The sequence below is a fragment of the Tardiphaga sp. OK245 genome (assembly GCF_900108575.1).
In the GTDB taxonomy this organism is placed as follows: Bacteria; Pseudomonadota; Alphaproteobacteria; order Rhizobiales; family Xanthobacteraceae; genus Tardiphaga; species Tardiphaga robiniae.
Window position 1 is genome coordinate 458,145 of sequence record NZ_FNWZ01000005.1, and the last position, 22,228, is coordinate 480,372.

General features: G+C 58.3%; 29 protein-coding genes, 1 tRNA gene and 1 pseudogene. 12 read left to right on the plus strand and 19 right to left on the minus strand.

Annotated elements, in window-relative coordinates; translation table 11 throughout:
• Nucleotides 1-172: 172 nt before the first annotated feature.
• From BLW80_RS25235 to BLW80_RS25250, 4 genes are all read right to left on the minus strand, one after another.
• Entirely contained in the window at nt 173-469 is a 297-nt protein-coding gene (locus BLW80_RS25235; protein WP_199712044.1) for a hypothetical protein, read from the minus strand.
• 215 nt (nt 470-684) lie between these two features.
• Nucleotides 685-948, minus strand: a complete 264-nt coding sequence (locus BLW80_RS25240) for a hypothetical protein (RefSeq protein ID WP_093761165.1) — start codon at nt 946-948, stop codon at nt 685-687.
• Nucleotides 949-1,035: 87 nt separating this feature from the next.
• Nucleotides 1,036-2,694, minus strand: coding sequence for an OFA family MFS transporter (locus BLW80_RS25245; protein WP_093760740.1), 1,659 nt, complete (start codon nt 2,692-2,694; stop codon nt 1,036-1,038).
• 200 nt (nt 2,695-2,894) lie between these two features.
• Nucleotides 2,895-3,143, minus strand: a complete 249-nt coding sequence (locus tag BLW80_RS25250) for a sulfurtransferase TusA family protein (protein WP_093760742.1) — start codon at nt 3,141-3,143, stop codon at nt 2,895-2,897.
• A 70-nt stretch (nt 3,144-3,213) separates the two neighbouring features.
• Between BLW80_RS25250 and mobA the strand changes: the two genes are divergently transcribed.
• The gene (mobA, locus tag BLW80_RS25255) at nt 3,214-3,846 is read left to right on the plus strand and encodes a molybdenum cofactor guanylyltransferase MobA (protein ID WP_093761167.1); all 633 of its coding nucleotides are present in this window, start codon (nt 3,214-3,216) and stop codon (nt 3,844-3,846) included.
• 54 nt (nt 3,847-3,900) lie between these two features.
• Nucleotides 3,901-5,109, plus strand: a complete 1,209-nt coding sequence (locus BLW80_RS25260) for an ABC transporter substrate-binding protein (protein WP_093760744.1) — start codon at nt 3,901-3,903, stop codon at nt 5,107-5,109.
• A gap of 164 nt (nt 5,110-5,273) precedes the next feature.
• Here BLW80_RS25260 and BLW80_RS25265 read toward each other — a convergent pair whose 3' ends face one another.
• Nucleotides 5,274-6,245, minus strand: coding sequence for a TAXI family TRAP transporter solute-binding subunit (locus BLW80_RS25265; protein ID WP_093760746.1), 972 nt, complete (start codon nt 6,243-6,245; stop codon nt 5,274-5,276).
• A gap of 148 nt (nt 6,246-6,393) precedes the next feature.
• On the opposite strand from BLW80_RS25265, the gene BLW80_RS25270 reads away from it, so the two are divergent.
• Complete coding sequence (locus BLW80_RS25270) at nt 6,394-7,371, plus strand: Bug family tripartite tricarboxylate transporter substrate binding protein (RefSeq protein WP_170849793.1); 978 nt, start codon at nt 6,394-6,396, stop codon at nt 7,369-7,371.
• Between the two features lie 31 nt (nt 7,372-7,402).
• On the opposite strand, the gene BLW80_RS25275 is transcribed toward BLW80_RS25270, so the two are convergent.
• Entirely contained in the window at nt 7,403-7,615 is a 213-nt protein-coding gene (locus BLW80_RS25275) for a DUF1328 domain-containing protein (RefSeq protein WP_093760748.1), read from the minus strand.
• Nucleotides 7,616-7,766: 151 nt separating this feature from the next.
• Here BLW80_RS25275 and BLW80_RS25280 point away from each other — a divergent pair.
• Nucleotides 7,767-7,842 (plus strand) — tRNA-Ile (locus BLW80_RS25280).
• Nucleotides 7,843-8,592: 750 nt separating this feature from the next.
• Nucleotides 8,593-9,117: an antitoxin Xre-like helix-turn-helix domain-containing protein gene (locus BLW80_RS25290; protein WP_093761171.1), complete on the plus strand. Its 525-nt coding sequence runs from the start codon at nt 8,593-8,595 to the stop codon at nt 9,115-9,117.
• 165 nt (nt 9,118-9,282) lie between these two features.
• Here BLW80_RS25290 and BLW80_RS25295 read toward each other — a convergent pair whose 3' ends face one another.
• Nucleotides 9,283-9,783 carry a hypothetical protein gene (locus BLW80_RS25295; RefSeq protein WP_093760752.1) on the minus strand — a complete coding sequence of 167 codons (501 nt, stop codon included), beginning with the start codon at nt 9,781-9,783 and terminating at the stop codon, nt 9,283-9,285.
• Between the two features lie 974 nt (nt 9,784-10,757).
• Between BLW80_RS25295 and BLW80_RS25305 the strand changes: the two genes are divergently transcribed.
• Nucleotides 10,758-11,060 carry a hypothetical protein gene (locus BLW80_RS25305; protein ID WP_093760754.1) on the plus strand — a complete coding sequence of 101 codons (303 nt, stop codon included), beginning with the start codon at nt 10,758-10,760 and terminating at the stop codon, nt 11,058-11,060.
• Here the strand turns inward: BLW80_RS25305 and BLW80_RS25310 are convergent.
• From BLW80_RS25310 to BLW80_RS25315, 3 genes are all read right to left on the minus strand, one after another.
• Entirely contained in the window at nt 11,057-11,251 is a 195-nt protein-coding gene (locus BLW80_RS25310) for a hypothetical protein (protein ID WP_093760756.1), read from the minus strand. The two genes, BLW80_RS25305 and BLW80_RS25310, sit on opposite strands and share 4 nt — an antisense overlap.
• Nucleotides 11,252-11,370: 119 nt before the next feature.
• On the minus strand, nt 11,371-11,544 hold the full coding sequence (locus tag BLW80_RS30495) for a hypothetical protein (RefSeq protein WP_170849794.1): 174 nt from the start codon (nt 11,542-11,544) through the stop codon (nt 11,371-11,373).
• A gap of 111 nt (nt 11,545-11,655) precedes the next feature.
• A complete protein-coding gene (locus tag BLW80_RS25315) occupies nt 11,656-12,159 on the minus strand; it encodes a YciE/YciF ferroxidase family protein (protein WP_068738671.1) in 504 nt (167 codons plus the stop codon).
• Nucleotides 12,160-12,352: 193 nt separating this feature from the next.
• Between BLW80_RS25315 and BLW80_RS30500 the strand changes: the two genes are divergently transcribed.
• Complete coding sequence (locus tag BLW80_RS30500; RefSeq protein WP_170849795.1) at nt 12,353-12,505, plus strand: hypothetical protein; 153 nt, start codon at nt 12,353-12,355, stop codon at nt 12,503-12,505.
• A gap of 165 nt (nt 12,506-12,670) precedes the next feature.
• On the opposite strand, the gene BLW80_RS25320 is transcribed toward BLW80_RS30500, so the two are convergent.
• Nucleotides 12,671-12,946 (minus strand): hypothetical protein, encoded by a 276-nt coding sequence (locus BLW80_RS25320; RefSeq protein WP_139285936.1) that lies wholly within the window; start codon nt 12,944-12,946, stop codon nt 12,671-12,673.
• Between the two features lie 436 nt (nt 12,947-13,382).
• Here BLW80_RS25320 and BLW80_RS25325 point away from each other — a divergent pair, with 436 nt between their 5' ends.
• Together BLW80_RS25325 and BLW80_RS25330 are read left to right on the plus strand one after the other, a co-directional pair.
• Nucleotides 13,383-13,562, plus strand: coding sequence for a hypothetical protein (locus BLW80_RS25325; protein ID WP_093760758.1), 180 nt, complete (start codon nt 13,383-13,385; stop codon nt 13,560-13,562).
• A gap of 108 nt (nt 13,563-13,670) precedes the next feature.
• A complete protein-coding gene (locus BLW80_RS25330) occupies nt 13,671-13,889 on the plus strand; it encodes a PepSY domain-containing protein (protein WP_093760760.1) in 219 nt (72 codons plus the stop codon).
• A gap of 26 nt (nt 13,890-13,915) precedes the next feature.
• On the opposite strand, the gene BLW80_RS30505 is transcribed toward BLW80_RS25330, so the two are convergent.
• The gene (locus BLW80_RS30505) at nt 13,916-14,083 is read right to left on the minus strand and encodes a hypothetical protein (protein WP_170849796.1); all 168 of its coding nucleotides are present in this window, start codon (nt 14,081-14,083) and stop codon (nt 13,916-13,918) included.
• Between the two features lie 84 nt (nt 14,084-14,167).
• Between BLW80_RS30505 and BLW80_RS25335 the strand changes: the two genes are divergently transcribed.
• Complete coding sequence (locus tag BLW80_RS25335; RefSeq protein ID WP_093760762.1) at nt 14,168-14,350, plus strand: hypothetical protein; 183 nt, start codon at nt 14,168-14,170, stop codon at nt 14,348-14,350.
• Nucleotides 14,351-15,609: 1,259 nt separating this feature from the next.
• Nucleotides 15,610-16,287 (plus strand): Crp/Fnr family transcriptional regulator, encoded by a 678-nt coding sequence (locus BLW80_RS25340; RefSeq protein WP_309948674.1) that lies wholly within the window; start codon nt 15,610-15,612, stop codon nt 16,285-16,287.
• Nucleotides 16,288-16,637: 350 nt separating this feature from the next.
• Here BLW80_RS25340 and BLW80_RS30970 read toward each other — a convergent pair whose 3' ends face one another.
• From BLW80_RS30970 to BLW80_RS25370, 7 genes and pseudogenes are all read right to left on the minus strand, one after another.
• Nucleotides 16,638-16,871 carry an outer membrane protein gene (locus BLW80_RS30970; RefSeq protein ID WP_139285937.1) on the minus strand — a complete coding sequence of 78 codons (234 nt, stop codon included), beginning with the start codon at nt 16,869-16,871 and terminating at the stop codon, nt 16,638-16,640.
• 298 nt (nt 16,872-17,169) lie between these two features.
• Nucleotides 17,170-17,312, minus strand: a pseudogene (locus BLW80_RS25350) (CsbD family protein); the annotation flags it as partial.
• A gap of 599 nt (nt 17,313-17,911) precedes the next feature.
• The gene (locus BLW80_RS30510) at nt 17,912-18,073 is read right to left on the minus strand and encodes a hypothetical protein (protein ID WP_170849797.1); all 162 of its coding nucleotides are present in this window, start codon (nt 18,071-18,073) and stop codon (nt 17,912-17,914) included.
• 15 nt (nt 18,074-18,088) lie between these two features.
• Complete coding sequence (locus tag BLW80_RS25355; protein ID WP_139285938.1) at nt 18,089-18,337, minus strand: hypothetical protein; 249 nt, start codon at nt 18,335-18,337, stop codon at nt 18,089-18,091.
• 305 nt (nt 18,338-18,642) lie between these two features.
• Nucleotides 18,643-18,858, minus strand: a complete 216-nt coding sequence (locus tag BLW80_RS25360; RefSeq protein WP_093760770.1) for a hypothetical protein — start codon at nt 18,856-18,858, stop codon at nt 18,643-18,645.
• 143 nt (nt 18,859-19,001) lie between these two features.
• Entirely contained in the window at nt 19,002-19,196 is a 195-nt protein-coding gene (locus BLW80_RS25365; RefSeq protein ID WP_093760772.1) for a hypothetical protein, read from the minus strand.
• Nucleotides 19,197-19,377: 181 nt separating this feature from the next.
• Nucleotides 19,378-19,989, minus strand: coding sequence for a hypothetical protein (locus tag BLW80_RS25370; protein WP_093760774.1), 612 nt, complete (start codon nt 19,987-19,989; stop codon nt 19,378-19,380).
• Nucleotides 19,990-21,051: 1,062 nt separating this feature from the next.
• Here BLW80_RS25370 and BLW80_RS25380 point away from each other — a divergent pair.
• Nucleotides 21,052-22,209 carry a sensor histidine kinase gene (locus BLW80_RS25380; RefSeq protein ID WP_093760778.1) on the plus strand — a complete coding sequence of 386 codons (1,158 nt, stop codon included), beginning with the start codon at nt 21,052-21,054 and terminating at the stop codon, nt 22,207-22,209.
• Nucleotides 22,210-22,228 lie beyond the last annotated feature (19 nt).

Sequence of the window (22,228 nt, forward strand, 5' to 3'; positions counted from 1 at the left end):
CGCGTCCGTTCGTGCTTCTCACGACATTTCGGGCCGGGTCCGCGCATATAATGCGCGGCCGGCCGATAGACAGCAGGTCCAATGACGAAACGCCATAGTCGGGCGAGAACGCCCGGCATGATGGTCGCATAGGAGGCAATACGCGCAAACAGCGCCGCAGAACGGTCCCCGCTCATGGGACGCTCCGGCGATCCGGAAGCACCGGCGTATCGGCGGCGCGCACACGGACGCGCGCCAGTTCACGCCGCGCGCGGCGCATCTTGTCGGCCACCAGGGCCATGTGGATGGCGGCGAAGAAGCCCTTGATGTGGTTACGCGTCAGCCTGATGGCTACGCAGAGCCGTTTCCATTGGATATCGCCCGAGTGATGGACGATCGGCGGCTGATTGCGGCTGATGAGATAGGAGCGATAGGCGCTGTCGGCCGAGAAATCGTGCAGCTGCGTATCGCGATTGTAGAACATCGTCATGGTCGTTGTCCGTCTTCTCAAATCCCTGGCGCATGAGCGCGTCGGGATGATGAGAAGATGCGGACATCGCCATATGAAATCGAGACGGGCAGCCGCGCTCGTTCATAAGCGCGGCATAAAGATCAGGCTGATGGCCCGAAGCCCGTAGGATGGGTTTCGCTCCGGCACTACGCGCCTGCGCTCTACCCATCCTACGACCCGGCTCTTGCTACGGCTCAGCTCTTGGCCATGCAGTCTTCGATGTAGAACCAGCGGTCGTCGCCGGCGAGGCCCTTGACCTTGACGTCCTTGCGGCAGGCCTTGAGCTTGCCCTTGTTGGCGCTCCACTTCGCCTTCATGTCCTTCAGACTCTGCTTGTTCAGCTTCATCTTGGCGGGCGCAGCAGGGGTTACCGGCGTCGCAGGCGCCTGTGCCGAAGCAACGCCCATTGAAGTCACAACGAACAGTGCGGCCACGAGGCCCGTAGTGATGCGTGTCATCATTATCCCCGAATGTGCTTGTTTTGAAGATTGTTCGTCAGATGTGAAACGGGACCGGAAGCTTTCGCCGCCAGTCCCGCGCAGGTTTTACTGGAAGATGCGCGCGGCGCTCTGCAGCGTCAGCCAGACACCCCAGCACAGCGGGACACCGACAAAAGCCCAGAAGGCAATGGCTGCGCCATCGAAACCGCCCTTGCCAATGCCATAGGAGCCTCCGCCGGCCGACGCCGCCTCGGCGCCCTTGGCCTGCAACTTCGCGACTTCCTCCGGCTTCATAAACCAGTGCGGCGCCAGTGGCTTCACCAGCATGTTGCAGATCAGTCCCAGCACCAGCATGCCGGCGAGGATGTACATCGTGAAGTCATAGACCTGCGCCCGCGGCACGCCGGCAGCGATCTGGAATTCACGGATGTAGTTCACTACCACCGGACCGACGATGCCCGCAGTCGCCCAGGCCGTCAGCAACCGGCCGTGGATCGCACCCACGAACTGGGTGCCGAAGATATCGGCGAGATAGGCCGGGATGGTCGCGAAGCCGCCGCCATACATCGAGAGGATGATGCCGAAGGCCAGCACGAACAGAACCTTGCTGCCCATCGCCGCGAAGGTCGGCACCAGTGCATAGAGCACGATGCCGAGAATAAAGAACGTGTAGTAGGTGTTCTTGCGGCCGAGCTTGTCCGACAAAGACGCCCAGAAGAAGCGGCCGCCGATGTTGAACAGCGAGATCAGACCCGCGAAGCCGGCTGCGATGCCGGCGATCGCCGTCTTCTGTGCTGCTGAGAGCTGGCTGAAGGAGAGATCCGGCGCGCCGATCAGCTTGCCCGCGAAGATTTCCTGCAGCATCGGCGAGGCCATGCCGATGACGCCGATGCCCGCCGACACGTTCAGGCAGAGCACGCCCCAGATCAGCCAGAACTGTTTGGTCTTGTGCGCATTGTCGAGATGCACGTGGCCGGTGGTGATCATCGCATTCGCAGTAGCCGGCGGGGTCCAGCCTTCCGGCTTCCAGTTCGGTGGCGTGATGCGATAGGAGAACGCGCCAATGGTCATGAACACGAAGTAGATGACGCCCATGGCCAGGAAGGTCTGCCAGACGCCGACATCGGTCGGAGTCTTGAAATAATTCATCAAGAGGTTAGCCAGCGGCGAGCCGATCATCGCACCGCCGCCGAAGCCCATGATCGCCATGCCCGTCGCCATCCCGCGACGATCCGGAAACCACTTCACCAGCGTCGATACCGGCGAGATGTAGCCGAGGCCGAGACCAACACCGCCGATCACGCCGGAGCCGATCCACAGCAGCCAGAGCTGATGCGCGTAGACGCCGATCGAACCGAGCACGAGACCGCCGCACCAGCACATCGCCGAGACGAAGCCGGCCTTGCGCGGACCGACCCGCTCGAGCCAGCCGCCCCAGATGGCGGCGGAGACGCCGAGCAGCACGAAGAACAGCGTGTACATCCAGCCGAGGCTGGCGACCTTCCAATTACAGGTGGTGGTGAACAGCTCGGTGGCGAGGCTCATGCCCTCGCACACCTCCTTCGAGGCAGGTGTCGTGATTGCTTGCGACAGCGGCAGCCAGAACACGCTGAAGCCGTAGGCCATGCCGATACAGAGATGAATACAAAGTGCAGCAGGTGGAACCAGCCACCGGTTGAAGCCGGCGGTCGCAATGATGCGTTCGCGTTCCAGCAATCCTGGCTTGGTGCCAGACAGTGTTCCGGCGTTGCCCACACTTGTCATGAAAGTTCTCCCCTGCAGCCGACCCTTCTGAGCCGGTCTGCGATTTGAAAAAGTCGCTTCGTCAATTCCCCTGCGGCGCGCGGACAAAGATTCACGCACGCTCGCACTTTAGAACAGGGCCAGAAGCGACTGCGGGAGTCGATAGTCCAAAGGTATCAGGAGCGAAAATTTATCAATGATTTCCACTGCATCGCAGCAATTCAATCGCGATTTGCAATCGCAGCATTTCGTTTTTCGATGAAGAAAACGATCACATCGCCACTGCGTTCGGAGGCTTCGATCTGATCGCCGCTTTGCTGAATCAACGCAGGGATGTCGATCACCGCGAGGGGGTCCGTGCAGTGGACTTCGAGGCGGTCGCCGACCGACAGTGCCTTCATCGCCTTGCGCGTCATCAGCGCCGGCAACGGGCATTTCAATCCGGTCAGGTCGAGCTTGGTCACGGGCATCGCGCGGTTCCACTTGGTGCAACTGCGTTATATCGGGCTGGCGTCAAATGTCATATGCAGCGGTATGGCGATGACGAACACATATCCGGCCACGCTGGGCGTGCTTCTCGCGGGCGGTCTCGCGCGCCGGATGGGCGGCGGCGACAAGCCGATGCGCGAGATTGGCGGCCGCAGCATCCTGGCCCGCGTGATCGCGCGCATCGCACCGCAATGCGATGGGCTGGTGCTGAATGCCAATGGGAATCCTGCGCGATTTGCGTCCTTCGGTCTGCCGGTGATTGCCGACGACGTCGCGGATTTCCCCGGCCCCCTCGCCGGCATTCTCGCAGGTCTGGAATGGACAGCCGTCAACCGACCGGATGTCACATGGATGCTCAGCGTCGCCGGCGACTGCCCGTTCCTGCCGCGCGATCTCGGCACCCGCTTGCATCAGGCCCGCATTGCGGAGAATGCGCAGCTTGCGGTCGCGTCATCGGCCGGACAGTCGCACCCCGTCGTCGGCTTGTGGGATGTCTCCCTGCGCCATGAGTTACGGCACGCCCTCGTCAACGAGGACATCCGTAAGGTCGGCCGCTGGACATCCCGCTACGCGCTCGCGACCGTGGAATGGCCGACTGATCCTGTCGATCCGTTCTTCAATGCCAATACGATGGATGACATCGCGGAAGCCGAACGGCTTGCATTGCTCGACGACAAAGCCTGACCTAAGCTTCTCCCAACACGCGACCGAAGTGTCGCGACAAATGGGAGGACCTTCATGCGCGGCACATCTTTGTCCGTGATCTCAAGCATTGCACTTGCTCTCCTCGCCTCAACCGCCTCGGCCCAGGTCTCCGACGACGTCGTCAAGATCGGCGTGCTCACCGATATGAACGGCCCAGCCTCGACGCCCTCCGGCCAGGGTTCGGTGACGGCCGCGCAAATGGCCGTGGATGATTTCGGCGGGACCGTGCTGGGCAAGCCGATCAGCATCATCATCGGTGACCATCAGCTCAAGCCCGATGTCGGCGCCAGTCTCGCGCGGCGCTGGTACGATGTCGATCAGGTCGATCTCATTGTCGACGTGCCGGTGTCTGCCGTCGGCCTCGCCGTGCAGAACGTCGCCAACGATCGCAAGCGGCTGTTCATCACCCATTCGACCGGCGCCGCGGACTTCCACGGCAAATTCTGTTCGCCCTATACGATGCAATGGGTGTTCGACACCCGTGCGCTCGCCGTCGGCACCGCGCAGGAAGTCGTGAAGCGCGGCGGTGACAGCTGGTTCTTCATCACCGATGATTTCGCCTTCGGCCATGCGCTGGAGCGCGACGCATCTGCCGTCATCACCAAGACTGGCGGCAAGGTGATCGGCTCTGTACGCCCGCCATTCGGCGCATCGGACCTGTCGTCCTTCGTGCTGCAGGCGCAGGCCTCGAAAGCCAAGATCATTGGCATCGCCGGTGGACCGCCGAACAACATCAACGAGATCAAGACCGCCGGCGAATTCGGCGTGTTCAAAGGCGGCCAGCAGATGGCGGCGCTGCTGGCGCTGATCACCGACATCGACTCGCTGGGGCTACAGACCGCACAGGGTCTGCTGCTGACCACCGCCTTCTACTGGGACATGGACGACAAAACTCGCGCCTGGTCGAAGCGCTTCTTCGAGAAGACCAAGCGGATGCCCACCATGTGGCAGGCTGGCGTCTATTCCTCCACCATGGTCTATCTCAATGCCATCAAGGAAGCCGGCACCGACGAGCCGCTGAAAGTCGCCGCCAAGATGCGCGAGAAGCCCATCGAGGATTTCTTCGCCCGCAACGGCAAACTACGCGAGGATGGGTTGATGGTGCACGACCTGATGCTGGTACAGGTCAAGTCGCCCGAAGAGTCCAAGTATCCGTGGGACTACTACAAGATCCTCGCAAAGATTTCCGGAGAGGAAGCATTCGGGCCGCCGGACCCGGCCTGTGTGTTGGGAAAGAAGTAAGGCGGGAAGAAGTAGAGCATCGTAAACTCCATAGTCGTCCCCGCGAAGGCGGGGACCCATAACCACGGTCAGCGAAAGAGAAGCGACAGAGCGGTGGCGATAGCGCTCTCACCAATTCGACAGCGGCTATGGGTCCCCGCCTTCGCGAGGATGACATCGACCAACTACTTCACCAACCCAATTTCCCGATAGTACTTCAGCACACCCGGATTGATCAGCGCCACATCCGGCGCCGCCGCGACCGTATTGCTCGCTGTCGTCTCCTTCGCCTGTGCGAGCCGCGCACCGAGCGTGGCTTCGGCGCCGTGCAGTGTCTTCGCCAGACGATAGGCGACCTCATCCGGCAGCGTTTCGCGCGCGAGGATGTAGCTCCACGAGCCCACCGACGCGATCGGCATCGGCTGGTTCGGATAGCTGTTGGCGCCCACCAGCATCGGCTTGAGGAAGGCGTGCTTGGCACGGATCTGCGCGATCTCCGCCGCATCGGGCGCAATGAAGCGCGCGCCGCCGGGGCTTTCGCCCATGGCCTTGAAGCCGGGCCAGCCCAGGCCCGCCCCCCACAGCGCGGCGACGCGGCCGTCCTGCACCATCGCCGGACCGTCGCCGGCGCGGTCGAGATAGACCGCCTGAAAATCCTTGTCCTGATCGAGGCCGATCCCGTCCAGCACATAGCGCGACAGGAACACGAGGCCGGAGCCTTTCGCACCGAAGGCGATCGGCTTGCCGACGAGATCGCGAATCGTCTTGTAGGGACTGTCGGCGCGCACCACGAACATGCCCGGATTGGAATACAGCGCGGTGATGATCTTGAGCTTCGTCGGCGCCCGGCCGATGCCCTTGAACGCTTCATAAGCGGGCTCGCCGGCTACCAGCGCGAGATCGAGCTGACCGGCCTCGAGTAACGGGATGTTCTCGGTCGAGCCTTTGGTGTTGCGCGTCGCCAGCGTCAGCGACGGATCGGCCTTGTTCATCACCTCGGCAAAGGCGTCGCCATAGAGCGGGAAGCCGCCGCCGGGCGTCGCCGTGCCGAGACTCAAGCTGAGAGGCATGGTGGTCGACATCGGTTTGGCTCCCTCCTGCGCAATGGCCGTCGTGACAGTCAGGAATGCTGCGCAAACAAGCGGCATCATTTTCATGGGGTACCTCGACGTCGATCGGCCTGCATCGTTCGACCAAGCTTGTAGGCAAAATCCGAATTCTATGAAAGCATGGAGGTAACGGGCGGCAAGCCCGATCGAACGACGTCGCGCATCAGCGCTGCGATTTTCATGTCTGGGAGGAACTATGATCGCTTTTCTGCGTGCTGCTGTGCTGTGTCTCGTCGGCTTCGCCAGCCTCGCCACGACAACCCTCCCCGCCTCCGCCGCCGGTTATCCCGATCGCCCCGTGCGCTGGCTGATCGGCTTCGCTGCCGGCGGCCCCGTCGATATCGTGGCGCGCATCATGGCCCAGTGGCTGTCGGATCATTTCGGCCAGCAATTCGTCGTCGAAAACCGCGCTGGATCGGGCGGCAATCTGGCCGCCGCCGCGGCCGTGACCTCGGCGCCGGACGGCTATACGCTGCTGTTCGTCGCACCGAACAACGCAATCTCGGCCTCGCTCTACAAGAAGCTGCCGTACGATTTCATCCGCGACACCGTGCCGGTCGCCAGCATCATGCAGCTCACCAATATGCTGGTGGTGTCGAATGGCATGCCCGTGAAAACGGTCCAGGAGTTCATCGACTACTGCAAGGCCAATCCCGGCAAGATCTCCTATGCGTCCTCGGGCAATGGCACCTCGGTGCATATGTCGGCCGAATTGTTCAAGGCGATGACCAAATGCGACATGATCCACGTGCCCTATCGCGGCTCGGCGATCGCCTTTCCTGACATCATCTCCAACAAGGTGCAGTTGATCTTCGACAACCTGCCCACGGCGCTCGAACAGTCGCGGGGCGGCACCGTCCGCGCGCTCGGCGTCACCTCGCCGCAACGCTGGCCCATCGTGCCGGATGTCCCGGCCATTGCCGAGACGGTGCCAGGCTTCGAGTCCATCGGCTTCTACGGCATCTCCGCGCCGAAGGGCACGCCGCCGGAGGTCATCGCCACCCTCAACAAGGCTGTGGGCGAAGCGCTGAAGGATCCGAAGCTGATCGCACGGCTCGCCGAGACCGGCGGCGTGCCGAAGCCGATGACGCCCGAGGAATTCGGCAAACTGGTTGCCGCCGAAACCGAGAAATGGCGCAAGGTGGTGGAATTCGCCGGCGTCTCGGTCGACTGAGCCAGGGTCGATTGATCCGGGGGCGACTGAGCTAGACGCTCACCGCGACCATGGCGGGCAGCAGCTCAGAACTGCTGACCGCCCCGGCCACGAGATAGGCGAAGCCCAGCAAAGCCAGGAAGCCGAGGAAGAACAGCGCAAAGAAGATGATCGAGAGCTTCTTGGCGAAAGCCGAAATGTTGGTGAGGCCGAGGCCGCCGGCAATCAGGGAAATGATCAGACAGATGACAGCCCAGCGAAACACCCGCGCCTCCCTACGTTGAAATTGCGCGGGCCAACGCCACCGCCCGGCCAAAGTTCCGCCCCCGGGAACGCGGCATTGCCCACAGGCGATGGCCGATATAAGGAATGCCTGCACCGCCGTCCCCGGCTCTCACGCCCGCTGGACGCCGGCGGGGCCTGTAGCTCAATGGTTAGAGCCGACCGCTCATAACGGTCTGGTTGCAGGTTCGAGTCCTGCCGGGCCCACCAAGGATTTAGTGTTTTGTGCAGACACTTTGAGAACGACTCGATTATCGCTTTGAGAACGACTCGATTTCGTTTTGAGAACGACTCGATCTCCCACCCCGTTGACATTCCTGACGAATTTCGCCTCGATTTTTCGCCGATTTTTGCGCGCGAAAAAACCGAGGGGGGTCCGATCAAGCTTTCCGAGGCATCATCCATGAACAAAGCTCTCAAGAAGCACGTCTTTCGCGAAGGCGAAGTGGGCGGCACCGCCTTCAGGGCGACTCTCGATCAAGGCAGGGCGGCTCTACCATGTGCCGATCGCATCCCTTGAAGTCGAACCACGCGTCCGCCGGGTTCTTCCGGGGAAACGTCTGCTCGGCGGCGCCCCGGAGCAACATGTCGGCGGCAAACGTTTGATTGTCCAATTGCCGGATAGGTCGCCATCGCTGTGCAATCATCGGTGCCGCCTTGTACCAAAGATTCCGGACGCACTGAGCGAAGTCGTCCGCGAGACGCGGACCGCCGGCTTGACCGAGCCCGTGCTCGACAAGAAGTTGGACGGCATCTCGACGCGTTGCGCGAGAGTACGGAACGGCGGCAGCTCCCGCCCCCTGAACGGCTCGGCGGGTGCAGAACGGACCTCTAGAGCTGGCGGATAATCCGCGCCTTCATCTTCCATTCCGGCTCGAGCAGCGTAAGCGCGTGCGCCTAAGGGATTACAGTTTGTCCGAATTTGGACTATATTCGTATCTGACAAAGGAGCGGCCTACTTTGAATAACCGCGAACCGACCCGAGCTGAGACAGTAAGGGGCCCTCAGCGTCTTGATAACTCACGATTTGCTCCCGCCAATCGAAGGCGGCTTAGCGCTCCAGCTTTACGGACCTTCCTCGCTATTGCGGATCTGTGGGGATTGACGGAAGAGCAGCGCCTTCTGGTCCTCGGGTATCCATCCCCGTCCACTTACTATAACTGGTGCAAGCATGCGCGTGAGCACGGCGCGTTCGTGCTTGATGTGGACGTTCTCACGCGCATTTCAGCGGTATTCGGTATTCACAAAGCGCTGGGGATTCTCTTTCCACAAGGACGGCTCGGCGTTGACTGGCTGAGAAGCCCACATAATGAGGTCGTCTTCGGCGGACATCCGCCGCTCGACCTCATCACTAACGGGTCTCAAGATGGGTTGCTCTCGGTGCGTCGTTTCCTCGAAGGCGCGCATGGCGGTCTCTACATGCAACCTAACACGATAGACGAGGCCTTCACGCCGTACGACGACACGGAGATCGCCCTCCGGTGATGGACGCCCCCCTCGCCGCGACCTGCCCATAGCCTGAAGCACGCCCCAGTTTTCTTTAACGAAGCCGGCCTCAACCAACTATTGAACGAACGTAGTCAACTGTGACTGCCTATCCAGATGGACGACACCGTCAATGTCCTATTCACGAGCGGCACTGAGCAGCTATTACCCCCGACCAACACCTTGGCGATAGCCACATTCGGGATCCCGTGAAATCAGAAGCGGGTCGACGATAGGTAGCCACTGCATAATCGCAGCTTGAGAGCCCACGTGACGGAAGCTGCTCACAGGCGCATCCCGCAGTTGCTTGATCAGCCGAGCAAAGAATTGCTCCGCGCTTTCAAGTTCGCCGTCCGAGCAGCTGCCACTTGCGACCTCCGCAAAGAGCTCCAGCATAACGTCCCCGATACGTGTGGGTTCACAAGCGAGCGCGATCTCCGTCAATTCATTCAGCACAGCTGGCGAGATAGCATCTGCTGTCGGGAGCAATTTCTTGTCGATGAAATCGCGATGATGGCGCCGCCAGTCGCGCCACATCATCTGGCTGTATTCGGGCGAAAATCTTTCCAGCGGCAACCCGTCAACGCGACGCTGATCGAGCTCGATCGTAATCGACAATCGCTTCAGGAAATCTTTGATTTCTTGGAGTATTGGCGTCTTGGTCATTATCTTCGCACCTGGTTTTCGATCCGCTCAACTCACGTATCGCAGCTCTAGCCTCTAAGAGAACGATATCTCCTGAAAGCGGTACGCCTCAAATGCGATAGGGAAGCTAAGTGCGGTTAGCTTCCCTATGACGGGCTTTTCCTCGATTTTATTTCTGAAACGTTGACACCGTGCTCGCCTCAGCGACGGAGGAAAGCGGATCGCAGGGTCGCCCTCAACGCTCCTTATCACGACCGTTCACCAGCCCGCCCCTCGAAATTCAGAGAACTAGAGTAGGCTACGAGAAATGACCGCGCGGCCAATGATTTGACCATTTACACCTTAGTTCGGCGTTTTCGCGCGCTTCGACTTGCCTCGTCATTTTGGCTTGAGCGACCCACGCGCGTCTTGCGCTACCATCAATTCCACTATTCCTTGAACTTGGCGCATCGGACAGACGACGCTCAGCCTGATGTCCCAACGGACTGTCCCGGCCACCGCTACGCGTTTGAGGCCTCGCGCTCCCTCGCGCGAACCTGAAAACAGAAGACGCTATACATTGGCTTCGTCAAGCTCCAGTGGGGACCTATCGCCTTCCAGCCCTTTTGCTTGAAGAGATCCTAGAGGTTCGAGGCGACAAGCCTATGGTGAGGCCAGAGAACGCCGACAGCCGACGCGATGAGTAGGCTTCGTGTCAGCTATTCGCACAATTGACCCACCGCTTGTGACCACCACGCGCGGTAAGCGTTTGTATCTGTACTACTTACTATCTCAAGCGTTTTCAGATTGAATGGCGCCCAGGGGCGGCTCCGCATTGCAAGACACATGATTTTTTAGGTTGATCCGAGACGCTACCAAAGTCGATACCAACAATTTGCGAATGCTGACTGAGTTTTGCCGGGACAACGAATGCCCGGCCGCCAGCGTGCGGATATCGTCGACCAGCACCACCGGCAGGCAGACTACGGCACCATTCCCGATATGGGTAGGGCGCGTTGCTTTTCGATGATACCGATCACCTGGGAGCGTGCTTCGCCAAAAACCGCTTCGATATGGATAGCAGCGAACAGTTAAAGAAGGCCGATCAGGTCACTTGGGACGGCTTCCCTATGGGCCTTCAACCTTCCCAGTTGGAATCCTGCTCGCAGATGATGCCGGCAATGCCGATGGCCGGAAATTCGAAGACCGGCCCATTTCGTCCTATCAAGAAATCGGCGAGCGACAAGGAGCGTGCTCACTCTGCGAAAGCGACGCTCCGTAAATCATTGCAGAAGCAGCGAGCTATGCAGCGCGCCTAGCTGTTGCGCTGAAGATCGTTCTGCCGAAGGAACGAGAGGCCATGCACCGCAAGGCGGTGATGATCGGTCTCCCCCTCACTGTGCAGTTGGTCAAGATGCTGGGAAAGCTGGGCGCGGACGCCAGGTGCTTCCGAATGTCCTGAGAGGGCGCCATAAATATCGATGGCGCGGTCGACGGCCGGGATGTTCATGGCGAGCTTTCTGATGGCCACAGCCACCCGTTCACCGTCGCCATGTGCGACAGTTGTCGGAGTCAAGTCCCGCTACTTCCGATCGTTCCGAAGTTTCTCAGTTCTCACTCGGAGCCAGGTCATCTCACCGGATGATGGATCGAGTTGGCATTCAGCCAGTCCTCGTTGTCTGCAGCTGAGATCCAGTAGTGTGCCATCTGTAAAAGCCGGAGAGCTTCAGCTTGGTCCGTGGCTTCTTTTGCCTGTCTCGCTGCATCGGATGCCATCAACCGAAACGACGTACCTTGGCGCATTTTCGCTCTCCATGTCAGCGAAAACATAAGCCACTGTTGCGCTAAAGGTTTCTTCGACGGGTGGGAGGACTTACGTAGTCCGCCTCCAGTGACGGAGCCGGACATATAGGCTTAGAGATCTTGCTCTGCTTCGACGTTGACGACAGATTTGGCCAGCGCGGTCAACGCAACGTCGGTGGCCTTCTCTTCCTTCAACGTGGCATCGAGAAGCGAGACAGCTTCAGGCATCCCAAGCTCCTTCGCCCAGGTCGCCAGCGTGCCGTAGCGGGAGATCTCATAGTGCTCCACCGCCTGCGCCGCGGCAGCAAGACCGGCATCGAGAGCGGGCATGCCCTTGTATTCGGTCATGATCTCTGCGCCTTCCTTGGTAATGCCCATGATGGCCTCACACTTCTTGGCGGTCGGCTTCTTGCCGAATATCTTGAACACGCCTTCGAGCCGCTTGATCTGACCGGCGGTCTCCTTCTGATGCTTCAGAAAGGCGGCCTTGAGTTCTTTCGATTGTGCGGCTTTTGCCATTTTCGGCAGCGTGGCTAGAATCTTCTTCTCGGCGAAATAGACATCCTTGAGGGTGTCATGGAAAAGGTCGGCAAGAAGCTTTGGCTTTTTGGCCATGGAAAATTTCCTCCAGTGGCCCCGGTGAGCTGGGGCGGCTTATCACGCCAGCCCAACAGACCGCTGGAACTTAAGTTCCGATGAGGAGCTGCACTGCGCTCTTCTTTCCAAAACGCGATGGCCGCTGTTCAGTTGCCCTTTATAGCGCCCAACGAAAAAGGCCCCCGTGAGGGAGCCTTTTGATTAAAGAGCAATGAGCTCAGCGGTGGCCGTGGTGCATTCCGCGATGCATGTGACCATGACCGCGCTTCACAATAACAACCTTGTTGGCACGATGCCCGCGATGGTAGCCGCCGTGATGGCCGCCGCCGTGCCGCACCACTACGGTCTGAGCATCAGCCTGTGAAGTAGCGGCAGGAACAGCGATGCCGATGGTAGCGAAGGCAGCGAGAGCCAAGAGAACCTTGCGCATTATCTTCTCCTTTGAATGAGCGGAGATTGAATGCGCGGCGGTACGGTCCGTTCCGTGGTCTAAGGATAAATTTCCTGAACGATTATTCAGGAAGCGCCGTCAAACCTGCTCTTGCTTGCGCCGTAGCGCCTCTACTGCCGCCATACCCGCAGACACCATGCCACCGAACGTGCGCTCACCCGCATTCACGCGCTTCAGTATTTTCTTGGCGACGAAACAGCGGTTCTTGTGGCTGTCCAACTCGCGCGGCAAGACCTCGCAGGCTTTGGTAAGGGCTATCTCCATCTCGAGAATTGTTCGCTTGTCGACCGTCTGTGCGACCAATCGCGGTGCGCCGGCGAGTGGCCGTCCGCCAATTCCATCTTCCATCAACATGACGACCTCCCTTGTTTTCCCCTATATCGCGCGTTCGGTGTTTTGGTTCCTTCAATGGGGCCTGCGGTGCTTGCGGTGCTTGCGGCGCCTACCGACCTTGGCAGCCCATTGATTACGCGCCACGCTGCAGCGCACCATCAATTCATTCTGGACCCTGCGATCTACCGTCGCTACGCTTTGCACAAGTTCGCCTCAAGATGCGAGCGCCGATGACAGAGATTACAGGGAGAGACCATTGAACGTTCTTCAGAAGACGAATCGGAATACCCCAGATGAAGCCACTATTATTGCGTGGGGGCTTTTTTGCTTCATCTTGGTATCGGCCATTACCATGATTGGTCTCTACGTTGGTTTTCGGCATTAGATAGTGAAAGCCCCCGTGGACGATCCGGCGGGCTTTTAATTTTTCAACCTCTGCCGGCGACGGCCCCATCAGATGAAATACTGGAGAGACGATTTCGAGCTCAACTGGACGCTCCGCGATATCGGTGGCGGCCGGCTGAAGCTGTCCCCGATCACGGAAGACCAACTCAGCGAACTCCTAGAGATGGGCCTCGTCGAAATCGTGGACGACCAGGTCAAACTGACGGAGGCCGGAAATCGGAAGATCCAGTGAAGCCTTCTACCGAAGGACGATTTTCCGGTATTCTAATTTGGCTCACACAGAACAAGGGAGGCTGCGATGAACAGGCTTGCTGCAGTTATTCTCTGAGGAGTCTTGCTAATGGGCGCATCGACTATGGCGCGAGCTGATCAGCCTGGACCGGATTGGATGCCAATGGAGCAAGTAAAGGCGAAGGTCCTGCAGTCCGGCTACTCGCAGGTTACCAAGCTCGAGGCTGATGATGGCCGATGGGAAGGTAACGGCATCAAGAATGGTCAAAAGATGGACTTTCACGCAGATCCGAAGACTGGCGTGATCGTCTCTGAGAAGCTTGACTAGCCTTTGCGGTCTGCGGTGAAGGGGAGCTACTTCCTCACCTTCCTTTTTTTCTTTTCAGCTTTCAGAGCCTCGGCTTGCGCGCGGAATGCTTCAGCCAGGTCGTGCATCCGCTCAGCATGCTCGGTGTCTTCCGAGCGATGAGCAACGGCCTCGGCTTTCTCAGCTTGCTTCTTGAACGACTTCGTTGATTTCATAGGAAAGTTATGCCGCAACCCGGGAAGTAGTTCCACCTGCTGCCGGCGCTATCGTACGCCCTCCGGACGACGTAGGCTTTCGGGATGAAACAGTCCGACACTTACCGCGCGAACGCACTCAACTGCGCCGAGATGGCTGCTGCAGCCGAAAACGAGCCGGCCAGGAATCGGTTCAAGCGCATGGAAACGGCATGGCTCGCATTGGCCGAAGAAGCGGACTGGCTCGATGGCGAGGCTTCGCCGAAACCTGATCTGTCGCGCAAGTAGAGCATGCCCGATCCAGAAAAGAACTGAAACTTTCGTGCTCCCGTGTCGTATCCGGATTGATCATACCGCGAGGAGCACGTTTTTGACTTATGACGATCAGATCGAAACAGCGATAGCAGATCAGGACATCGACAGATTGATAAAATTTGCTTACGGCGGCACATGCAGGTGCACTACCGTCAAAGGCGAACCGATGTGCGTCTGCAAGATGTTAGCGACGGCACTTCGCTCCAAAGTTGTTCCACGTTCACTTTTCAAGAATAGGATTGAGCGAGTTGCCTCAATCTAACGGCTGATGGATTTGCGGTCGGAGTTAACGCAGGATGACAGCGACCGAATCTTGACCCCAGAAGCCTCGCTTCGGTCGGCCCGGCGGTAGAGCGACCTACCCGCCGGGCCTTTAAGCGACAATGTTCCCTAACGTTGCTGTTCGAGCAACCAGACAACACCCTCCAGTATCGACAAGCCGGTCAGGCCCGACGCGCACTGCCTAGCTTCCAAGGATGTCACTCTTCGATCGCAAGCTTATGCTGCCTCAACTTGCGCGATGAGCCTCGGTCGAGGACGCCACCGATCACATGCAGAAGTCCGCCCCTGGAAGGCACCAGCGCGATTACATTGCCAGCAACGTGGAGACGACGCGACGGGTGGCAAGGATCCGGGTGGCAAAACGGCGAAGGTGCACCGCAAAAACATTGAGATCCGCTCTCGGTAATTCGTGTCAAATGATACGATGTCACCTCCCGGCTTGTGGTTCCATCCCGAGGAACCATTGGAGGAACCGACATGAATGAGCGTCAGCTGATAACCCGCGCATGGCAAGATGCGGACTTGGAGAAGCTCAAACAGTTGCATGCAGAGGGGGCTACGCTTCTACGAGCATGTGCGGCTATGAAGCGACCAATGGCTTCCGTCAAAAAGCGAGCTCGTGAACTTGGCCTGCATTTCGCAAGTGTTCGAGAAGTTCGGCGCGAGATCAGCGCTCGCGAGCAAACCCAATGACAGTTATTGGGTCTACAGTGCCGAAATGCCCGAAGTGCAGTCGCAAGATGACGTCATTTGAAAAGGGAGATTCGGAGTTCAGATGCTCAAAGTGCGAGGTCGATCCGATGGAGCGCAGCAAGGGTTGGCTTTCGAGCGAGTTGAAGCCACCGTCAAGATGACTAGGATGCTGAGCGCAGCCGAACAGGTTCAGCCCGTAGGAGGCTCCAATCGACCCTCTAGTCGTCCTTATAAAAAAACTGAAAGAGCACTCGCACCTGAGCCAAGAGGACCTTTTGGAGATCCGCCGGCTGCCGTGCTCTGTACGCGAATTGGATAGTCATGAGGACTTCATTCGGCAGGGCGATCGACCCAAGGTGTCCGCCATCGTCGTCGAAGGGATGCTCGCTCGGTATCATCTCCTGCCAAATGGCGCGCGCCAGTATTTGTCCTTTCATCTCGCTGGCGACATGCCGGATTCACAGTGTCTTTTCATCGAGGTGATGGATCATGCCGTCTGCGCGATCGGCAAGGCCGTCGTCGCCTCGGTCCCGCATCGGGACTTGATGAAGTTATTCGATAGCAGGCCAAAGGTTGGCGCTGCAATCTGGCGTGAAACCCTGATTGACGCAGCCATCTTCCGTGAGGCAATCACGAACAACAGCGCGCGATCTGCTCCTGCCCGCATGGCTCATCTCTTCTGCGAACTCTTCTACCGATCGCGGGCTTCCGGCTTGACGCGTGACGATACGTGTATTCTGCCGATAGGTCTTAATCAGCTGGGAGAGGCTCTCGGGCTGTCGCTAGCTACCGTAAACCGCGCTTTGGCCAACCTTCGAGACACCGATCTTGCCGACTTCAAGAGCGGGTCTCTCACCATCAGAAATTGGGCGGGTCTGGCGGACTGCGGCGAGTTCAATCCCCGCTACTTGCATCTGCGACGCGAGCCGTTCTGACATCGCGAATGTCAACGAACAGCGCAATGGCGGCACCTATGCCAATCTCAAGACCGCTGTCGAGTTTGTCGAGAGGCTGCACAACGCGATCACGGTTCTTAGCATCTCGGCGGTGGTCGCGGTCTGACCGACACTAGCCTCTGACCAAATCCCGGTAACGCCTTCCCGACATTGGCCGAGATTATGCGTAGGCAGGGAAAAGGCCCGGCTTTCGCCGGGCCCCGGTCTGCTGAATTCAGTGTTCGGACTTAGAAGTTTGAGCCGCCCCAATTGAAGTGATAGTTGATGCCACCCTTCACAGGGTGGGTGGTGGCACCAAGCTCCAGACCGCCGGAAGCAAATGCAGTCAGTTAGCGTTCGCTGCCGTAGTCGGCATAGATGTACTCACCCTTGAGCGACCAGTTGGGGGCGAACATGTATTCCACGCCAGCGCCGACGGTCCAGCCCGACAGCACTTTGCTCTCGCTGAGGCTGCCGCCTAGGGCGGCGATCGAAAAGCGAATATCGGCCCATGCGTAGCCGCCCTTGGCGTAGAACGCGCTGCGCCTGATGTCACACCGACGCGACCGGCGACACCGCCGAATGAACGAATCTTATCCTCAAGCGTGACCGGAAATGCCGAACAAGCCGGTCTAGCTGTGTCGTGATACCGCCGACGTTGACGCGATCCGACCAGCCGAAACCACCCATGACACCGAGATAAAAGCCCGACCAGTGGTAGCCTACCGGAATCGGAGCGAGCGAGCGCTTTAGTGTAGGGACGAGCTGCTAGATCGGCGGCAGCTGCGCCCAGGTTAAAACGACCGCGGCCATCGCGGCTGATTACCAACTCTGACGTCCATACCAGTCGTCGACTTCCTTCGTGGTCTGGTCCTTGGCCTAGCCATAACGCTCTTGAAGATCACCCTCGAGTTGCTCCCGTTTGCCGTTGATGACGTCGAGGTCATCGTCAGTGAGCTTGCCCCACTGCTCCTTGACCTTGCCCTTCATCTGCTTCCAATTCCTTCGACCCTGTTCCAATCCATTTTTCTCTCCCTTGTTAGTGGGATGAACGCCGTGAGGGGGTGCGAAAAAATTTAGCTTCACCCCTTGACCGAACGCGGCGAAAATCTACATCGACAATCGCCTTTAAACGAAAGGAGTGAGGAGGCCCTACATGACAAGCAGTGCCATGTCGATGAATGAAATCCACGCAAATTCTCTGCTCGCTAGCACCTTCACGCACCCACGGGAGGTTCTTGCGAATCCCTTCTTAGACGCCCTGCAAAAGAGATGCATCCTAGCTGCTTGGGCATCAGATGCGTTTACTGTCGAAGGGAAGCCGTGGCTGCGCCAGATTCCAGGCTCCCATGAGACTGTTAGGATCGGTGATATTCTCGCAGCTCTCCGATCCCTTGATGAGGATGACGGTCCCCCACCGAAGACGTCGCGAATGCCGTTGCCGGAGGCACCGATTCGTGTCCGAGCTGTGGGCCAGACCGCAGGAGAGGATCGACGCCGCCGTCTAGTGGACATCCATCCATAAGGCGCGAAACCATTTTCGCAAAGAAGCCGCCCGAGCATATTGCTCGGACGGCTCAATCGTCGACCCATCGAAAAGATCGATGCAAGTCCGCCGCAATCGTCAATGAGTGTCGGTCCTTTTCCACTTTTCAAGGTCCGGCTTTTCTCGGTCCTGATCAAACTGTTCCTTTTCCGGCACGCCTCTCCAGGGCTTGTCGGTTTGTTTCGTTGGAGCCCAATCTGACTCCGTGTGGGGATCATCTTTGGGAGTTTCTTTGCTCATGGTCCCTCCGAAATGTTACTTGCCGGCGCCGATGTTGCCGCCCTTGACGTTGCCCAGCGAGTTGTCCCCCTGCCCCGAATTGCCATTGTTGCCCTTCAGCGCGGCGTTCCCACCTGTATAAGTGTGGCCGGATTCGGTCGTCATGCCCTGTCCCGTGACGCTCTGGCTGGGATGGCGCGCGCGGGATTTCTCGGCGGAAGCACTGGTCATCGCGGCAGCCGCGAGGAGAAGCGCCGCAGCGCCGATCATCGTAATCTTTTGCATGGAGTACAACCTGTCTGTTCGTGAAGCCCTTGCTTTTCGAACGTGGGGTCACCGGACTCGTTCCGTGCTTATCTCAAAGTGCCGAGGCACATCACGAAAGCGAAGTCGGTAAGGCCCTTGGATGATGGCTAAATGCGAAGTATGCGCGCATAATGAGAGCATGAAGGTTTATGTTGAGAACATTGCACCGCCCGGTCCGCTACCCGCTTCTACGGAGGCCCCGGACCTGCAATCTGTACACCGCGCCACCCCGCCCCTTCCGCCAGAGAAGCTGGTGCACGCCAGGATCACCAGCGCAAATAAAGTCAGGCTTTGATGGGCGCTATCGCCTTCGCTCGCCAAATCGCCAAACGCAGTTCAGCTTCATCTGCCTGTACAACCGTTTGGGCGTCACGAAACAGATGAGATATTTTCCATCCCTCGATGTTTCCATGCCTGCTTGTCGAAAACTGTCGCAGCTCGGTGGCAACGCCGGTGAGCCGAATCTTTCGCTCTATATCGATTTGATATGAGGCGTTCATTGATCGCCGCTCCAATGTCGGCTTTCAATAAGTGTCTAAGCGCCCAAAGGTTGCATGTCAGGCTATATTTCTACTCAAGCTAGTGCCGCGGCGAACGTCTAACCTCGCAGCGAGCAGGAGATAGGGGTCAAACTTTGATTTGACTACTTGCCGACGTGGGCAATCGACATAAGAGCCAGCGGCTGGACCGTATCCTCGCCATGCACGATTGCTGCTTTTTGCTTTTGAAGATGCAAAACCAGATCGCAGATGCGCCCTTTCGTTAAAGCGTCTACGTCCCTGGCGAAACCAAGATATCGAGTAATCTGATCTTCCAGGCTGATGCACTTGGCACACATAATGCGCTCCCATTGCGGGCGGGAGCTGTGCTCTCATCACTGATTAAAGCCAAAATCCGAGCAGTGATGGAGGTCAAGTAACGCGACCGGCTCTGGTTCCCGCACTCCGGGCAACGTGCGTGCGATCACCTACACCGCGTGACGACTTGCTTGATCGTTCTGAGCCCCGGCGCTCTGTAGCTCAGGCCATGCGCGAGAAAAAAGAGCCAGGATCGAGTGGCACCTCTTTGCCTTTTTCCTTAAGCCAAGCTTCTTGAGTGAGCGCGGTATTCGCTTTCAGAAGCTCGATTATCGGTGCCTTAGTGATCCGCGCGTTGAGCGTGCCGACGGGATCCTGCTCGTCGTTGATCACTGCGCCGAAAGACTGCAACACCGCCTTGATCCGGCCTGCACGATCTTCGGCAAGATCAGGACCGACCATTTTGTCCCCGGCGAAATCGACCTTGTCGGCAAGAAACCTGTATTCGTCGGCGATTTCGACGGCACCGCTGTTGTTGATTCTCGCGATAACCTTGCCGTTGACTTTTATTTCGGTGTGAATGTTTTTGGTCTGATTGTCGGCCAAGCCATCCCCGCTTGGTGGACCCAATTCTGCGCCCGACGCGAACGCCTCGGCTGGACTGATCACCGGATGATCTGCCAGCCATATGGCTTTCATCTCCTCGGCCGTTGGCTTTTTTTGCGGCTCAATTGTCTCGATCGTGCGAAGCTCGGCATCCGAGATTTGCGACGGCGGCGCGGGCATGCCGACCTGAGGTGACGATACCAATCCAAACTGGGAAGCGCCGATCATGTGCCCTTCGATCCTTGTTCGATTCGCGTCGTCGATATCATCGCCAGAGCTTAAAGAAAAACTTAACCGGCGCTGAAGACATCAGCTCGAATGGCGGCTCCCGCCTTTTAACCCTGAGCCTCGGGGGCGTTTCATTCTCCGTTGGCGATGGCGTCTCTGACCATTCGGTTTACGGCAGGGCTCTTAACTCCAAACCGTTCTGCAATCAGCGACGAAAGAACCCCTGATCGATGCAGTTCGAGAACCTGTCGGCAGCGTGCTTCATAATCTCTGAGGTCGTATTCCCTGTGCTGTGGGAACGCTTATGGACCGCCCCTCAGATGAGAGAACACTTTATGAGCCTGCTCGGAAAAGTCCTGTGCACTTTGTGCCAAGAGAGAGAGATTTTCTCGACCGCTGAGAAGGTGTTGTCCAATCGCAACGCGCCATCCTGTTCCGCTCGCGGGAACCCAGACGGTTCTTCGTCAGGCGGGATCAGTGTGTTTTGATTGGTTCGCCGGAGGGGGTTTTAAGAACCAATCTATTTTGACAGGTTCCGGCAGCCGCCGCGCGAAAATGCCGGCGGTTTTTTTATTGCGAACAAGATTCTAAACAAGCTGCAGGTGGCCTTACTTCTTTGGATTGAAGTGCCCGTCCAAGGTTTTGATGCTTCCAGGCGAAGGTTGCTTCTTCGCGAACCCTTTGGGGGTGATCGCCGCCCTACCATTCTGGAGCGTCGGCAGATTTGGCCTGATGCTCTCGGGACAGCTGCGCCCTCTTGTACTAATCGGCCCGCAAGATCCCCTCGTCGGTTGCGCGCGCAACCTTCGTTAGCCGCTGCACTTCGCACAGAGTCTTCTCGTCATTTGCAACTGTCATGATTTACCTTGTCTCCCGGCGTTCGCGGGGACCTCGTGCCAATGCACTCTATGATATTAAGTTCCGTCTCCGACGCCTGATCCGTGGGAATAAATACATCGACATCAAACGGTAGAGCGAGTACGAGTCAGGCATCACCTCCAAATCAACAGGCACTCGGTGACTGAGGGCCCTGCAATGCTCCCGCCGCAACGAGGAGCATTTATGGTGATTTCAACTGGCGAAACGAACGTACTGGTCGTCGAAGACGAGATGGTTCTGCGTATGCGCGCCGTCGATATTGTCGAAGACGCAGGATTTACTGCAGTCGAAGCAACCAATGCTGATCAGGCCATCAGCGTGCTCGAAGCACGATCCGACATCTCGCTTCTGTTTTCAGACATCCAGATGCCAGGGAGCATCGACGGACTGAAGCTCGCACACGCGGTTCATGAGAGATGGCCCGACATCAAGATCATCCTTGTTTCTGGTCAGATCAATCCGTCGGCTGAAGAGAAGCCTGAGAATAGCCGGTTCTTTGGTAAGCCCATTGACAGTAAACAGATGATCGCTGAACTGCAGGACATGATCGGCAAAGGCGCGCTCGAAGTTGTCTCTGGACAGGCAGCTTCGATTGCTAATCCGACATCGGGCACACATTCTGCTGCCGAGGAAACCCTGACGGCCGAAAACGACAGCTTGCGACTGTTGTTGGAACAGGCCGGAATAGACGCCGAGTTACTGCTCGCCCAAGCGGGGATAGACGCGAAGGAGCGCGAAGCTGCCGATAAGCTGCAACAACTTGTCCTTGGGGAATTGCATCATCGGATCAAAAACACGCTCGCGACGGTCAGCGCTATCGCGTCGCAAAGCCTGCGAACCGCTACAAGTATCCAGCATGCGCAGCAAGCGATTGAGGGGCGGCTTCTCGCTCTCGGTCGAGCGCATGACCTGCTGATGCAGGTGAGTTGGGCCGGCGCCGAGCTTGGAATGACCCTCCGCAAGGCCATAGAGCCTTTTGACACGAAGATTGCTGGCCGCTTCGTTCTATCAGGGCCGGAACTTGATATCGCTTCGGCTGCGGTGATCGCACTGGCGATGACAATCAACGAACTTTGCACAAATGCCACGAAATTCGGAGCTTTGTCAGACCCCGCGGGCCGCGTGAAGATAGAATGGACGGTCGACGGTCCATCACAGCGTCTTTCCCTAAAATGGATAGAGACCGGCGGCCCCCATGTCTATTCGCCTACACGCCGAAGCTTCGGCACGCGCATGATGGAGTCGCTAGGGCAGCAGTTGAACGGCTCTGTCCATCTGGCTTACCCGCCATCGGGCTTCACTTACACTCTGGATGTGCCCGTTGCTTCGATAAATAAATAGGGCCTGGAGGTCCTGGTCG